The organism is Polyangium jinanense (assembly GCF_028435265.1).
Taxonomy (GTDB): Bacteria; Myxococcota_A; Polyangia; order Polyangiales; family Polyangiaceae; genus Polyangium; species Polyangium jinanense.
The window spans coordinates 279,771-293,736 of the sequence record NZ_JAGTJK010000005.1; the positions used below are offsets into that span (position 1 = coordinate 279,771).

General features: G+C 69.0%; 13 protein-coding genes. 8 read left to right on the forward strand and 5 right to left on the reverse strand.

Annotated elements, in window-relative coordinates; all coding sequences use genetic code 11:
• Positions 1 to 139 precede the first annotated feature (139 nt).
• Positions 140 to 1,282: an FIST C-terminal domain-containing protein gene (locus tag KEG38_RS14260; protein ID WP_272419978.1), complete on the reverse strand. Its 1,143-nt coding sequence runs from the start codon at positions 1,280 to 1,282 to the stop codon at positions 140 to 142.
• An 88-nt stretch (positions 1,283 to 1,370) separates the two neighbouring features.
• On the opposite strand from KEG38_RS14260, the gene KEG38_RS14265 reads away from it, so the two are divergent.
• Positions 1,371 to 2,189 carry a PP2C family protein-serine/threonine phosphatase gene (locus KEG38_RS14265; protein WP_272419979.1) on the forward strand — a complete coding sequence of 273 codons (819 nt, stop codon included), beginning with the start codon at positions 1,371 to 1,373 and terminating at the stop codon, positions 2,187 to 2,189.
• A gap of 237 nt (positions 2,190 to 2,426) precedes the next feature.
• Positions 2,427 to 3,431 carry a D-alanine--D-alanine ligase family protein gene (locus tag KEG38_RS14270; protein WP_272419980.1) on the forward strand — a complete coding sequence of 335 codons (1,005 nt, stop codon included), beginning with the start codon at positions 2,427 to 2,429 and terminating at the stop codon, positions 3,429 to 3,431.
• Between the two features lie 319 nt (positions 3,432 to 3,750).
• On the opposite strand, the gene KEG38_RS14275 is transcribed toward KEG38_RS14270, so the two are convergent.
• The gene (locus tag KEG38_RS14275) at positions 3,751 to 4,431 is read right to left on the reverse strand and encodes a sterol desaturase family protein (RefSeq protein ID WP_272419981.1); all 681 of its coding nucleotides are present in this window, start codon (positions 4,429 to 4,431) and stop codon (positions 3,751 to 3,753) included.
• Positions 4,432 to 4,575: 144 nt separating this feature from the next.
• Here KEG38_RS14275 and KEG38_RS14280 point away from each other — a divergent pair, with 144 nt between their 5' ends.
• The gene (locus tag KEG38_RS14280) at positions 4,576 to 6,009 is read left to right on the forward strand and encodes a DUF4912 domain-containing protein (protein WP_272419982.1); all 1,434 of its coding nucleotides are present in this window, start codon (positions 4,576 to 4,578) and stop codon (positions 6,007 to 6,009) included.
• A gap of 102 nt (positions 6,010 to 6,111) precedes the next feature.
• Positions 6,112 to 7,038 (forward strand): dihydrolipoyllysine-residue succinyltransferase component of 2-oxoglutarate dehydrogenase complex, encoded by a 927-nt coding sequence (locus tag KEG38_RS14285; protein ID WP_272419983.1) that lies wholly within the window; start codon positions 6,112 to 6,114, stop codon positions 7,036 to 7,038.
• 119 nt (positions 7,039 to 7,157) lie between these two features.
• On the opposite strand, the gene KEG38_RS14290 is transcribed toward KEG38_RS14285, so the two are convergent.
• The 3 genes from KEG38_RS14290 to KEG38_RS14300 all read right to left on the reverse strand — a co-directional run bounded on the left by KEG38_RS14290 (position 7,158) and on the right by KEG38_RS14300 (position 10,506).
• The gene (locus KEG38_RS14290) at positions 7,158 to 8,081 is read right to left on the reverse strand and encodes a hypothetical protein (protein ID WP_272419984.1); all 924 of its coding nucleotides are present in this window, start codon (positions 8,079 to 8,081) and stop codon (positions 7,158 to 7,160) included.
• A gap of 47 nt (positions 8,082 to 8,128) precedes the next feature.
• Entirely contained in the window at positions 8,129 to 9,526 is a 1,398-nt protein-coding gene (locus KEG38_RS14295; protein WP_272419985.1) for a protein-disulfide reductase DsbD family protein, read from the reverse strand.
• Between the two features lie 62 nt (positions 9,527 to 9,588).
• On the reverse strand, positions 9,589 to 10,506 hold the full coding sequence (locus KEG38_RS14300; protein ID WP_272419986.1) for a tetratricopeptide repeat protein: 918 nt from the start codon (positions 10,504 to 10,506) through the stop codon (positions 9,589 to 9,591).
• A 122-nt stretch (positions 10,507 to 10,628) separates the two neighbouring features.
• On the opposite strand from KEG38_RS14300, the gene KEG38_RS14305 reads away from it, so the two are divergent.
• The 4 genes from KEG38_RS14305 to KEG38_RS14320 all read left to right on the forward strand — a co-directional run bounded on the left by KEG38_RS14305 (position 10,629) and on the right by KEG38_RS14320 (position 13,962).
• Positions 10,629 to 10,964, forward strand: a complete 336-nt coding sequence (locus KEG38_RS14305; RefSeq protein WP_272419987.1) for a hypothetical protein — start codon at positions 10,629 to 10,631, stop codon at positions 10,962 to 10,964.
• Complete coding sequence (locus KEG38_RS14310; protein ID WP_272419988.1) at positions 10,952 to 11,299, forward strand: hypothetical protein; 348 nt, start codon at positions 10,952 to 10,954, stop codon at positions 11,297 to 11,299. The genes KEG38_RS14305 and KEG38_RS14310 overlap by 13 nt, the downstream gene beginning before the upstream one ends.
• Positions 11,300 to 11,441: 142 nt before the next feature.
• Positions 11,442 to 12,281, forward strand: coding sequence for a RomY N-terminal domain-containing regulatory protein (locus KEG38_RS14315; protein ID WP_272419989.1), 840 nt, complete (start codon positions 11,442 to 11,444; stop codon positions 12,279 to 12,281).
• 28 nt (positions 12,282 to 12,309) lie between these two features.
• Complete coding sequence (locus tag KEG38_RS14320) at positions 12,310 to 13,962, forward strand: DUF2254 family protein (protein WP_272419990.1); 1,653 nt, start codon at positions 12,310 to 12,312, stop codon at positions 13,960 to 13,962.
• Positions 13,963 to 13,966 lie beyond the last annotated feature (4 nt).

The following is a 13,966-nucleotide window of genomic DNA, read 5'->3' on the forward strand; positions in this document are numbered from 1 at the left end:
TGGCGACGCGGTCCAACGGGCCCGTTGGAAGAACTGCGCGTTGCGCAGTTCTTCCACCCCGAGTCCAGGGCTTGCCCTGGTTCGGGTCGAGGGGCGAACAGCCCCCGCGGGGCCCGGGGCAGAGCCCCGGCGCGGCGCCTCAGCTCGGCGAGCGGAAGAGCGCGAGCACGCTGGTGTAAAGGTCGAGCCGTGATGGACGGCCTTCACGCGGGCTGATCTCGAACGCCGCGTGCATGCCGGCGATCGGGAGATCGCCAAAGCGCTGGCGGAGGATACGCACCTCGGTGTCGGGCGCGCCGTACAAGCCCTGGCCGCGGCCCGCGCAGCTCAGGTAGAGCGCGAAGCGCGGCGCTGCGCCGAGCGCGTTCTTGGAGACGACACGCGCCATCGTTTCGAGGTCGGCCTTCGCCGTCTGCGCGTCTCGCACCGCGAACGCCATGAGCATCCCCGGGCGCGCGTCCGCGCCGATCATCACGCCCCGCCGGGAAGGATCGATCCCTCGCACGGGCCGGACCACGAAGCGCGGGCGCCCATCCTCCGTGACGTCGTCGGACTCGGCGAGCGCGGCGAACACGAGTGGGGAGGAAGCGCCCGGGTTCGACGAGCCGGGCGCGCATTGCGAGAGCTCGTCGAGCGCGCCGCGGCCGCCGAGGCGCAGCACGAGGCCCCCGCTGGCCTCCTCGATCGGCACGAGCTCGGAGACGAGGCGACACGCGGGCGAGGCCGCGACGATCGGCGACGCGAGCCCCTTGATCGACATTCCTACCGCGCGCGCCAAGCGCTCTTCGCCGTCGGCCGTGATCACCACGCCCCCCGCGCCGACCGTGCCCGCGCCGAACACGCAGGCCGAGGGCGCCGCGGTCGCGAGGCCTTCGAGCAAGCTCGTGTCGAAGCCTTCGGTTCGGTGGAAGAGCAGCGCCGTCGAGGGACGCGCGCCGAGGGCTTGGCCGATCGACTCGCCGAGCGCGCGTGGTGAATCCTCCGCGTCGCCGAGCGCGAACGGCGTGACTTTCCCGCCGCTCCAGAGGATGCCGCTCGCGGCGGGGACCCCTTCGAGCTCGGCGCGCTCGTGCAGCACGCCGGAGCCTGGGACGAGTACGGTCGGCACGCCTTTCCACGCGGCGGCCACGCGGGTCGCGAGCGTGTGGAGATGCGGCACGAGCGGGCCCGTCACGAAGACGAGCCCACCTGTCGGGGAGGTGACCGCTCCACGTATCTCCCGGAGGACGCGGGAGAGCCCGTCGGGGGAGGTCACGCTGGTGCAGAAGCTCCGCGCTGACATGGGTGGCGAGGGAGTCTACCCGAGCGGACGGCCCTCTCGACAGGGGGGGCCGGGGCGGATTATCGTCGGCCGAAGTACGAGCTCCACGATGAGCACACCGCACGACCGGAATAACGCCCTGCGTCAGAACGAGGTTGCGACGCTCCGAGGGCGATGGCCCGTCCGCTCTGCGGCGCGAACCGACATCGGGAAGCATCGCAAGAGCAACGAGGATGCATTTTTCCACGACGACGAGCTCGCGCTCTACATCGTCGCGGACGGGATGGGCGGGCACGCTGCGGGCGAGGTCGCGAGCCATCAGGCGGTGGACACGATCCACGGGATGGTGAAGCGCGGGCTCAGCGAGATCGGGGCCCTCGACGGGGAGCTCGACGGGGCCCAGGCGCACGCGGCGTGTCGGATCATGGAGGGGGCGATCCAGGCGGCGACGTACCTCATTTACGCGATGGCGGAGCTCGAGCGCGACAAGCTCGGGATGGGCACGACGATCAGCGCGGCGCTGTTCCTCGGCCGATCGCTGGTGACGGGGCAGGTGGGTGATAGCCGCATCTACCAGATCCGCGAAGGCGCCGCGGTGCAGCTCACCGAGGATCACACGCTGCTCGCCTGGCAGATCAAGCAAGGCCTGCTGACGCCCGCGGAGGCGGCGAAGGCGACGCACAAGAACGTGATCACGCGCGCGGTGGGCAACCGCGACTACGTGGAAGTGGACACGGCGGTGCTCGCGGTGCGGGCGGGGGATCGGTACCTGCTCTGCTCGGATGGGCTGCACGGCTACCTCAGGACCGAGGAGATCCCGGAGATCGCGGCGCTCGGGGCAGCCGACGCGGTGACGCAGTTCATCGACCTCGCGAACGGGCGAGGCGGTAAAGACAACATCACCGCCGTTCTTGTCGAGGTCGTCTAGTCCCGAGGGGGACGCCTCGCGTCCCCCACTCGGCCAGGCGAAGCCCGGCCGATTCACCCCCCGAGGGAGCTCGCGTTGCGATCTCCCTAGAACATCGTTCCGATGTTCTAGATCCCGAACGGTCCCGCGTAGATCCGAAGTTGTCCGTTTTGTTGACCCCTTCGTCGATTGTCTGATACCCGCCGGCTAGAAGGTCGTGACGTGGTCCGAGCGTTCAGGCCGACGGAGGTGGATTCGATGAAGAGGCGATCGATGCGGAGGCGGGTCGGCGTGATCATGGGTGGCTCGTCGTCGGAGCTGTCCGCCGGACATGCCGTCGCGGAGGCGCTTTCGGCGCGGGGCCATGAGGTGGTCCGGCTGTCGCTCGGCGAGAGTTACGGTCCCGACCTCGCGTCCGTGATCCAGAAAGCCCGGATCGACGTGGCGTTCCTGGCCCTGTCGGGCCGCATGGGCGAGGACGGTTGCGTGCAGGGGCTCCTGGAGCTCCTGCGGATTCCGTACACGGGGTCGTCCGTGCTCGCGAGCGCGCTCGCGATGGACAAGCTGAAGGCGAAGGAGATGTTCCGCCTGCACAACGTGCCGACGCCGCCGTACTACACGGTGTCGGAGGACGCGGACCTCACGGACCTCGAGGGGATGCACGGCTCGTTCGGGTACCCGGCGATCGTGAAGCCGCGCGGGGAGGGGTCGAGCCAGGGCGTGTCGCGGGTGACGAACCTCGCGGAGCTGCGGGCGGCGCTGGAGCAGGCGTTCGAGTTCGACGACATCGCGCTCGTGGAGCGGTTCGTGACGGGCGTGGAGATCAACGTCGCGATCCTGGACGGGCAGGTGCTCGGCTCGGTGGAAGTGGCGACGCCGAAGGCGATGCTGGAGGATCCCGGCGCGGAGCTCGTGAAGGTGGAGCTGTCGCCGCAGCGGGAGCGCGGGGTGCAGAACCTGGCGGAGCGTGCCGCGCGGGCGCTCGGATGCACGGGCGCGGTGCGGGTCGACCTGCTCGTGACGGCGGGCGAGAACGAGTACGTGCTCGAGGTGAACACGCTGCCGGCGCTGTCGCCGGACGGCCTGCTCGCCCGGGCGGCCGCTGCGAAGGGGTACGATTTCGGCGAGCTCTGCGAGGCGGTGCTCGACGGCGCGAAGCTGAACCAGCCGGCGCGCCGGAAGACGCCGGTGGAGACGCTCTCGGCGGGCAGCTACCGCGCGAACGCGGCGGCGCCCGTCGCGATGATGAAGTCGGTGGGCTGAGCAGCCCCTCGATCCCCGAATCCCCCCGAAAATCGTCTCTCGTGCCCTGATCCTCGCGTCGAGGATGACGGGGCGTCGTTGCCAGCGGGTGTCGACGCGCCGTCGAGGGCCCTTGGTCATCGTGATCCGCGTGGGTTGATGCGCGTCGAGGGTGGCTGGTCGTCGTTGCCAGCGGGTGTCGACGCGCCGTCGAGGGCCCTTGGTCGTCGTTGCCAGCGGGGGTCGACGCGTGTCGAGGGCCCTTGGTCATCGTTGCCAGCGGGTGTCGACGCGCCGTCGAGGGCCGCTGGTCACCGTGGTCCGCGTGGGTTTTCGCGCGTCAACCGTCTCGGTCGTCGTTTCTCTGCTGACCGAGCGTCCCGAAGAGCCAGTCACAGATCGGGAACGTGATGTTGAAGTTCTCGTGTGCCATCCGGCCGAGGTCGTGATGGAGCGCGTGCCGCCGGCGCAGGGCGCGGACGAGGCGGCTTTGCGCGAGGAAGGAGCGCTCTGGCAGGTGGTAGGCGAAGTGGAGCCACTCGTACGTGAGGAAGTACGCCATGGCGGTGGCCACGAAGAGCCAGCCGGTGTTCGGGGTGGCGACGGCGAAGAGGAGGAGCGCGACCGGCAGGGCCACGCCGCCGAGGACCACGAGGATCATCACGGGGGGAAAGAGGACGATGGGGAAGTCGGCCGCGGACTCGCAGGCCATCGCCTCGCGCGTGAAGAAACGGTGGTGCCGCAAGGTGTGGCGCTCGTAGAGGATCGGCAGGAGCTTCTTGCGGCGGTGCATCGGGCCGCGGTGCACGAGGTACTCGACGAGGTTCGCGAACAGGAAGGTGCCCGGTACGACGAGCGCTTCGAGGAGGCGGACACGCTCGACGCGGGAGGCGGCGAAGACGACGGCGGCGAGCGAGGCGAGGCTCGTGAAGGCGAAATGCGTCCAGCCGGCCGCGCGCGTGCTTGGCCTTCGTTCGGCGCGGTCCTGGCCGCGGAAGGCGAGCACGTGCGGCGGCGGCATGTTCGAATTCTAGTGCGCGGGAGCCGTCGCTCGGCGGTTTTCCGATGGCATTCTGCAGGGATGCTCCGGACGAACGGACGCAATGAAATTGCCCCGCCTCGGACGCTCTCGCCACGCCGCGCTTCGTGCTAGGTTGCGCGCGAAATGGAGCGGCACGAGCTCGAGGGTTTGACGCGGGAAGAGCTGATCGCGCTTTCGGAAGAGCTCGGCATCGCCCGTCCGCGCGCGCTCACGATTCCGGAGCTCATGGACGAGATCGTGACGCGCACGGCGCGGAGCGAGCGGGACCGCGCGCGGTCGCGTGGATGGATGGGGCGAGCGAGGGATCTGCTCGCCGGGGTGATCGAGCGAGGTCTGCACCTGCCCGACGTGGCGAACGCCGTGCGGAGCGCGCCGCCACCGGCGAAAGGCTGGCCGACGGCGCCGCCGCCCCTCGCGACGGTGACGCTCGCGGAGATCTACGCGGCGCAGGGGTTCGTGGACAAAGCGATCGGCGTGCTGGACGAGGTGCTCGCGCGGGAGCCGGAGCACACGGAAGCGCGCGTGCTGAGGCAGCGGCTCGTCGCAGGAGGCGCGGCGCCCGCGGTCGGGGAAGAGAAGCGGGAGGAAGTCGTGACCACGCCGAGCGAGAGTGACAGCGAGCCCGAGCCGGTCGAGGAAGAGAGCACGGAGGAAGCCGCGGAGGTCGAGGCCGCGATAGAGGCGAAGGCGGTCGAGGAGACGGAGGCGGAAGCGGTTGCGGAAGCGGTCGCGGAAGCGGAAGCGGCGCCGGTTGCGGAAGCGGTCGCGGAAGCGGAAGCGGCACCGGTTGCGGAAGCGGCTGCGGAAGCGGAAGCGGAGCCCGAAGAGCCGGCTTGGTCGGCGCCCGAGGCGGATGCCATCGAGGAGCTGCCGCTGCCCGAGCGCTACGACGTCGACGAGATCGTGGCCATCGCCGTCGATCCCACGACGCTCTACCTCTACTGGGAAGTTCGTCCCGTGAGCCTTGCGCGGGCGCGGGGTCGGCACACCGACGGCGCGCTCGTCGTGCGCATGATCCAGGTCACGCCGAGCTGGGATGGTCCGATCGTCGAGCAGCGGGATCTCCGCATCGACGCGCTTTTCGGCGACGCGTACCTCCGCAACTTGCAGCCGGGATCCAACGTACGCGTGAGCATCGGCTGGCTCGCGCACGGCATGTTCGAGCCGTTCGCCATCGGTGCTGAGGTCGTGACGTCGCGGAGCGAGCCTACCTCGGCGGTGTCGATCCGCGTCGCGCGATGGACGCCTGAGCGAGGCGCGCCTGTACAAGCCGGCGTCGCGGCCGCTGCGCCGGTGCGCGCCTCTGGCGGTGCGCCCGCGCCTGCCGAGATCGAGTCGATGCTCGCGCCGATCCTCTCGGGCACGGCGGCTCCTGTGCATACGGGTGGCGGCGGGCGGATCGAGGCGAGCGGTGATCGCTGGCCCACGCTCGACTTTGGCGACCGCGGCCTGCCCGTCGAGGCATCGAGGCCGAGCGCGCCTACGCGTGGAGGCGCGAGCGAGCTTCCGCGTGGCGGCGCGAGCGAGCAGGTTCGTCCCGGATCACGCGAACGGTAGAGCGCGACGACAATCGTTGGATCGTGCGCAACTCGTCGCGGGCCGCGTCGATGTACGTGCATGGTCCAACGAGTTTGCCTCGAAGTACGTTCTCCTCTTCTCTTGGCCCTCGCCGCTGCGCTCGCCGCGCTGCTCCACGTGACGCCGGCGCGCGCTGCGGCGACGTTGCTGGACGACGACTGGGCGTTTCACGCGGTCGCGGATCTCGATGACGCGGAGGCGCACGAGCTCTGGAGTGACGGCGCTTCGCAGGGATCGTTGTGGGTCTCCCTCCAGGTGTCGTTCGTGCGTCGCGATGAGGGGAAAAACGATCTCGGCGCGATGGTGCTCGTCGGGGTTCCGATCGAACGGATCGCCGAGCCTGCAGGGACGCGGCGCGCGCGTGGGCGCATCGCCAAGGCCACGAACGCCGATCCGCTCGCGCCTTCGCCGGAGCCCGCGCCTTCCACCGCTGCCGAGACGACACCGGAGCTTCCGCCTGCTCCGCCGCGAATCTTGATCTCGCCGTCCGTCGCGCGTGCCGTCGTGTCGGCGGCGATCGAACATGCGCGCCTCGAGGAGCACGTCACGCGGATCGATCGCGTGGCCTCCCGCGCACGTGCGTCCGCGCTCCTGCCCGAGCTTCGGCTGCGCGTGACGCGCCTGCTCGACGAGTCGCGTGCGCTCTCGCCGACGGAGTACGATCCGGATCGCGTCACGGCTGCCGGTGGATCGAGCTTGTGGCTCGAAGCGCGCGCGACGTTTCGCTTCGATCGGCTGGTCTTTGCTGACGAGGAAGTCGCGCTCGAACGGCTCCGCGAGGAGCGCGCTGCCGCGAGGCACAAGCTCGAAGCACGCGTGCTCGAAGCGCTCTTCACGTGGCAACGCGCGTGCGTGGAGCGCGACGACGAGACGCGCGAACCCGAGGCACGCACACGCGCGGTGCTCACGGTGATGGAGGCGGACGGCACGCTCGACGTGCTGACGGGGGGCTTCTGGTCGCGATGGAAGACGACGCGTCTCGGCGAGGACGCGACAGCAACACGTTGATCCGTTGCATCGACCGCATCGCGGCCTTTGCACCCGAGGTCCAGGGCTGCGCCCTGGTTCGGGTCCAGGGGCGAAGAGCCCCTGGTCGGGCCCGGGGTGAAACCCCGGCGAAACGGCCCTCAGAGAATATCCGACGACAACTTCACCCAGCGCTCTGCCGTGCCGACATCGCCGTCCTTGTCTTTCACGCTGGCCTTCACGAGGAGCGTCTTGCCGAGCAGCGACTCGATGTCCGTTGCGCCGTCGATCTGGAACCGCAGACCGTAGAGCTTGCAGAACCCGCCTTCGTCGGGATCGAACGTGAAGATCACGGTGAATGGGTTGATGTCGAGGTCGAGCTCCTCGACGTGGCCTGTGAGCGTCGTGATGCTCCCCGACTGCCGCAGGTTCTTCATGCGCAGCGCGATCCAGATGTGATGCCCGCCCTGCGGACCTGCCTCGATCTGCGCGAGATCGTAATCGCTCGTCGGCAGGTAATCGGCCTGGCCCTTGCCCACGAAGAGCGTCGGCGGGCCGTCGTTCGGCTTGCAGATGTCCGTCTTTCCTTTGGACCAGCCGGAGCTGTACTCCTCCAGCATCGCGGGGCTCACGTACGAAGTTCCGCAGACGCCGCCTGTGCACGTCTGCGGCGCGTCGCAGGTCGGCGCCGACGAGCCGGCACACGCGGAGGCGAGGTCGGCCCGCAAGAGGAGCGTGCGGCCTGCCTGGATGGTGCTGCCCGCGGTGCGGATGACGAGCGGCGTGCTCGTGCTGCCGAAGGCCTCGATCTCGACGTCGACGTCATCGCCGTCTTCGAGATCCGCGAAGCCGATCTCGAGTGGGATCTGGAAGGGAGACGCACCGTCCGAGAAGAGCTCCTCGTCGCTGATGACTGCGCCGTTGACCTTGCGGATCACGTGCAGGCGCAGGACGTCGACGCCGACGCGCAGATCACTCGTGACGCCGACGACGAGGCCGCCCCGTGTGGGCGCACTGCCGGAGCAGCTAGGAAGGACGAGGAGGAGCGTGAATAGGAGGGGGAGAAGCCGGATGACGTTACCCATGACGGACCTCGCGATGCAGGGGATGCGAGGTGGCGTGGGCGCGTCCGTCAGTCGATGCCCTCGATGGCCTTGAGGAACCTGTCGGCAGGGACGAACTCGGTGAACCGCTGCCGCTCCTTGCCGTTCGAGTCGAAGATGACCACCGTCGGAAGCCCAACCACCCCGTACTTCTTCTTCACCTGCTCGACCTGCGGATCCTCGTCATCGGTCGCGTCGAACTTGACCGCGACGAAGTTGCCCGCCTTTTCCATGACGCGTGGATCGGAGAAGGTGTGCTTCGTGAACTCTTTGCAAGCGCCGCACCAGTCCGCCGTGAAGTCGACCATCAGCGGCCGCTTCTCGCGTTGCGCCCTCTCCGTCGCGTCCTTCTCCGAGTGCTCCCACGCGAGGAGCTTCTTGCCGGCCGCGGCCTCCGCCGTCGCCACGACGTGCGGCATCTCGGGCGGCAGCTCGATGCTGACCCAGAGGATGAAGCCGCCGGCCGTCGCCGCCGTGATGCCGAGCGCCTTGCGGATCTTCACGCCGAGGCCGCCGTCGTGCCAGTCGAGGTGCACCGCGCCGAGCAGGATCCCGAACAGGATCGCCGCGCCGCCCGCGACCATGAACATCGTGTCATGGCGTGCCACCTTGGTCATCGCCGGGATCGCGTAACGCAGGAAGTAGAGCGCGCAGACGAGCAGGACGGTGCCGAAGAACGACTTCACCGAGACCATCCACTTGCCGCTCTTCGGCAGGCCGACGGCGAACGCGCCGACGAGGAAGAAGGGCAGGCCGAGGCCGAGCGCGTAGCAGAAGCCCACGAGCGCGCCGAGCACCACGTTCTGCGTCTTGCCGATCCAGAGCAGCACGCCGGTGAGCACGGGGCCCGTGCACGGCGCGGCGATCAAGCTGCTCACGAGGCCGAGCGCGAACGCGCCGCCGTAACCGACACCGCCGACGCTGGAGAGCCGCTGCATCAAGCTGTCGGGGAGCGTGAGCTCGAAGGCGCCGAACATCGACGCGGCCATCGCGCCCATCACGAGCGCGATCCCGACGTTGACCCACCACTTCTGGAGCGCCGCGCCGAACAGGCCGCCCGTGAGCGCCGCGCCGACGAGCAGCGTGGTGAAGAGGACCGCGATGCCCATGACGAACGAGAGCGAGAGCAGAACGGCCTGCTTCCGGCTCGACGCCTGCTTGGCCCCGAAGACGCTGACCGTGATCGCGATCATCGGGTAGACGCAGGGTGTGAGGCACGTGAGGAGGCCGCCGGCGAACGCACCCACCGCGCCGCCGACGAGGCCGTAGTCCTCGCGCAGGCGTGTGAAGAGGTCGCGGCTGTCCTCCGCCGCGAAAGCCGCGGAGGGCGAGAGCAAGAGCACCCCGAGCGCGAGCGCGGCGAGGCAAAGCGGCGCGAGCGATCGAGGCCCGAAGAGAGACTGAGCACGTCGGAAGGCGGGTCGCACGGCGCGTATGTTACCAAAGGGTCGGACGTTCGGCCCGATCCGCGAGCGACACGATCTTCGATTCAGTCGGCTGGGAGGCGAGCGAGCGCCTGGCGGGCAACCTCGACCTCCCCGCGGAGCGCGACGGCGGCGGCCCTTCGGCCGGACATGGTGCGGTCGACGAAGGCTTCGAGCCAACGGCGGGCGTCGTCCGGTCGGCCGGCATGCAGGGCCAGGAAGCCGAGCACGAAGCGGCCGTATCCGTTGCCTGCGGGCGCGACGAGCAGCCTGTCGATGAGGTCGCCGATGCCTTCCACGGTTTGCCCGAGCGCGATGCGGGCGAGCGCGAGGTGCCCGTGATAGAGCGGCTTGTCCGTCGTACCCCAGCGCGCGGCGCGTGACATCGCGGCGATCGCTTCGGCGTAGCGGTGGTGCAGGTAGAAGAGGCTGCCGAGGGTCCAGTAGTGGAACGCCTTGCGGCTCGCGGGGCCGATGCGCGCGGCGAGCCGCAGATGCGCGGCCGCGCCCTCGACATCGCCGAGCGCCTGCTTCGCGCGCGCGGCGTCTTGATGCGCGACGTCGGGCAACACGTCGAGCGTGAGCGCTTGCTCGGCGATCGCGGCGGCCTGCGCGAAGCGGCACTCCTCGTAGTAGGCGAGGTAGAGCTGACGGAGCAGCATCGCCTGTGTCGTGCGATCGAGCTGCGCGCGTGTGGCGAGGCCACGCCTCGCCCAGAGCGCGCGCGAGCGTGGCGTCGTCGCTTCGAGCGCGCGGCGGAGCATGTCCTCGGCGAGCACGGACTTCGGACGCGCGGGCCGCTTCTTCGTCGGCGCCTTCGCGCGTTCGCGGCGCGCGGAAGTTTTCTTCGTGGTTGCAACGGCGACGTCTGCCTCGCGCTCGCGCTCGGGTTCACGCGACGCGCGCCGCGGCGCCTTTGGCTTGGCCGTCTTCCCCGCTCCTGCGGGGGCGAAGGAAGTTGGGTTGTCCTTCGCCTTGCTCACGGATCGAGATTAGCAAGGCCTATACAAGCGTCCAGAATTCGACGGGGCCCTTCGTGCGAGGTCGTGGCCCCTCGCGCGGCGAGGTTGCGCCTCGGGCGGAGGCACGCCAAGGTCTCGACGCCATGGGCCAGCGGGTAACGGAGCAGGGTGGTTCGAAGGCGAGGAGGGGCCTCGCCGGGGCCTCCCTGATGCTCGCGCTCGGGTTCTTCGGGGTCGGGTGTGGTCGCCCGGCGACGCGCGCCGAGTGCGAGGAGATCCTCGACAAGAGCGCCGCGATCGAGCTCGCCGCGCAGAACGTCACCGACCCGGCCGAGGTGCAGAAGAGGACGGCCGCCGTCCGCGCCGCGCGGGGGGAGGAGCTCGTCAGCAAGTGCGTCGGCCGACGGATCACGCAGCGCGCGATGGAGTGCGTGCGCAAGGCCACGACGGCCGAGCAGGTCGATCTGTGCCTCGATTGAGCTCGCCCGCGACCCGCGCGGAGGTGGTCGCGACGCTCCTGATCGTGCTCGCCGCCCTCGGGTTCGTCCTGTCGAAGCCGCTCCGACGCTCTTTATCAGCGCATCCTTCTCGAGACACGTGCGCGGCCCTGCTCGATCGTTACGTGGAGCACATCGTCCACGCGATCAACGATAAGCCGCCGGCCTCCGAGCTCGCCTCGCGCAAGGCCCAAGCGCGCACGCTTGCGTCGACGGATCCCAAGTTTGCCCGCTGCCCGACCTACCTCACGGTGGACGAGGCCGAGTGTGCGCTGCGCGCGAACAACGCCGACGAGTTCGAGCGATGTCTGCCGTGAGGAAGGACGACAACCCGGGAGAGCGTCGCCTCCCAGGGCGCAAGATTTCAGCGGTCGTGTCGATCTGCGCGTCGTTTCCTGGTCGCTTCGGCGGACCCTATGGTAGGGTCTCTTCGGGCCTTCAGGAGCCTTATCGATCGCCGTGAAAGTCATCTCACCGCTTCTCGGCTTCAACAACAACGTCAAACACAAGGGACGTGTCTTCCATATTCAAACGGAAGACTCGGGGCACCGTCACCCGCATGTAATTACGCATCTTTTTGCGGACGGCGGGCGCATCCTGAAGACCCTGAAGACCTCCTACGCGGAGCACCTCAACGAGGCGAACGTGCAGGAGATCGTCCGTCAGCTGATGAAGGATCAGCACAAGGCGATGTTCGTCGCTTTGCGAGACGGACAATTCGATCACATTTTCGAGGAGAAGACCGAGGCGTCGGCACCCGCTCCGGCGCCCGCGCCTGCCGCCGCGGCGCCCGCGGCGCCTCCTCCGGCGCCCGAGCCCGCGGCGCCTCCGCCGAGCTTCAAGCCGGATCTGCCGCAGCGCCCCTCCGTGCTGATGAACGCGTCGGATCTGCAGGCCGCGCTTCGGGGCAATCCGCCTTCGCCGCGGCCGCCGCTGGCGTCGGTATCGCCTGCGGACATCGATGCCTCGCTGGCCGGGCTCGAGGAGCAGACGAAGGCGCCCGAGACGCCGGCGTTCGTGCAGCAAACGCAGGACCTCCCGCCGCCGCCCACGTCGGTCAAGAAGGGCGGCGCGCTCTTCACGGCGGGCGTCTACCGCGCGCTCGGCACGCCGGAGCCCGCGTCGTCGCCGTCTTCCGCGGGTCGTTACGCGCAGACCCGTCCCCCGGCCATCTTCGCGACCGCGCGTCCCGCGCAGGGAACCTCGATCTTCGGAGAGGATCTCATCAGCGAGAAATCGCTCGACGAGGTCATCCTGAGCTACTTGGCCGAGGACCTCGAGGGCGGCGAGAGCCCGTAGCCGCGCTCTCGTCCTCTCGAGGAGGCTCGTGCGTAAAGCTCGCCTCGCGTTCTCGAACAGCTTGTGGCTCTACCCGCTGTCGATCCTCGCGATCGTCAGCGTGACGGCGTTCGTCGCGTTCCGGCTCCTCGATCTCTCGCATACGCAGCCCGGCGGCGTGACTGGGCTCTTCGGCGAGATGTCGCCCGACGACGCGAGCCGGATCATGGGCGGCACGGGCGAGGTGATCGCCGCGATCCTCGGCATCGTCATCACGGTCGCGTCGATCATCGTGCAGCTCGCGGCGACGAGGTACACGCCGCGCATCACGGACATGTTCTTCCGGGACCGTACGAATCGCGCGGTGATCGCGTTCTTCGTGGTCTCGGCGGTCTTCTCGCTCTGGGTGAACTACGCGATCCGGCAGGCGCCCGACGCTGCGCAGTCCTTCGTCCCGCGCTTCGGCGTCATGGGCTCGATCGTGCTGCTCACGCTGAGCCTTCTCGTGATGGCGCCGTACTTCAATTACGTCTTCGATTTCCTCGAGCCCGACAAGATCGTCGAGCGCATCCGCCGAGGCGGCGTGGCGCAGGCGCTGCGCAAATCGAGCGACGAGTCGGAGGAGGAGGTCGACGGTCGGCGCATGACGGCGCTCTCGGCGCTCGAGCATCTCGCCGACATCGGGCTCAACGCGATCGAGCAGAAGGACAAGGGGATCGCCTCGAACACGGTCGACGCGATCTGCGACCTCGTGGTCGCGTACATGCCGCACAAGCGCGAGCTCGACGATCGATGGTTCTCGATCCGCGGGCGGCTGCTCAAGGACGCCGACTTCGTGAGCATGAACGAGATGGCGCTCGGCAAGCTCCAGAGCGATCGCACGTGGCTCGAATACAAGGCGCTGCGGCAGTTCTTGATGGTCTACCGCGAGGCGCTCACGGAGATGCCCGACATCGTCAATCGCATCGCGATCGACACGCGGTACATCGGGCTCGCGGCGCTCGCGGCGGAGGATCGGGCCGCGCTCGCGACGGTGATCAAGTTCTTCAACACGTACATGCGCCGCGCGCTCAACGCGCGGGACGTGCCCGCGGCCTACAACTGCCTGAACCAGTACCGCTACCTCGGCGAGAAGATCCTCTCGCAGGGCTGGGGCGACGAGGCGCTCCGGATCGCGGGGCACTTCAAGTACTACGCGCAGACGGCCCACGCGATGAAGCTCGCGTTCGTCACGGAGACCGTGGCCTTCGATCTCTGCGCGCTGAACGAGCTCGCCTACGATCTCGGCGCGGGCGTGCGGGACGAGCTCTTGCAGATCTTCCTCGAGGTCGACAAGGAGGCCGAGGTGGCGCAGCAGGAGCTGTCGCTGCGCGGCGTGCGCAAGGCCCAGGTCAAGCTCGCGACGTACTATCTGCAGAAGGGCGAGATCGATCTCGCGCGGCGGATCCACCGCGACATGCGCGACGAGCGGCCTGATCGGCTGCGCTCGATCAAGAACGAGATGCTCTCCGTGACCACCAACGAGTTCTGGGAGATCAACGATCGGGGGGTCGTCTTCGAGTACATCGAGCCGGAGAGGCACGCTCACTTGCACCAGTTTTTCGAGTGGTTTCCCCACCTCGAAGGGCACCCCCGCGAGGCGGGCGGGCCGAAGCAGCCCGCGCCCGTGGCCCTCACGCCCGGCGGCGCGCACGAAGGCTGAGCCG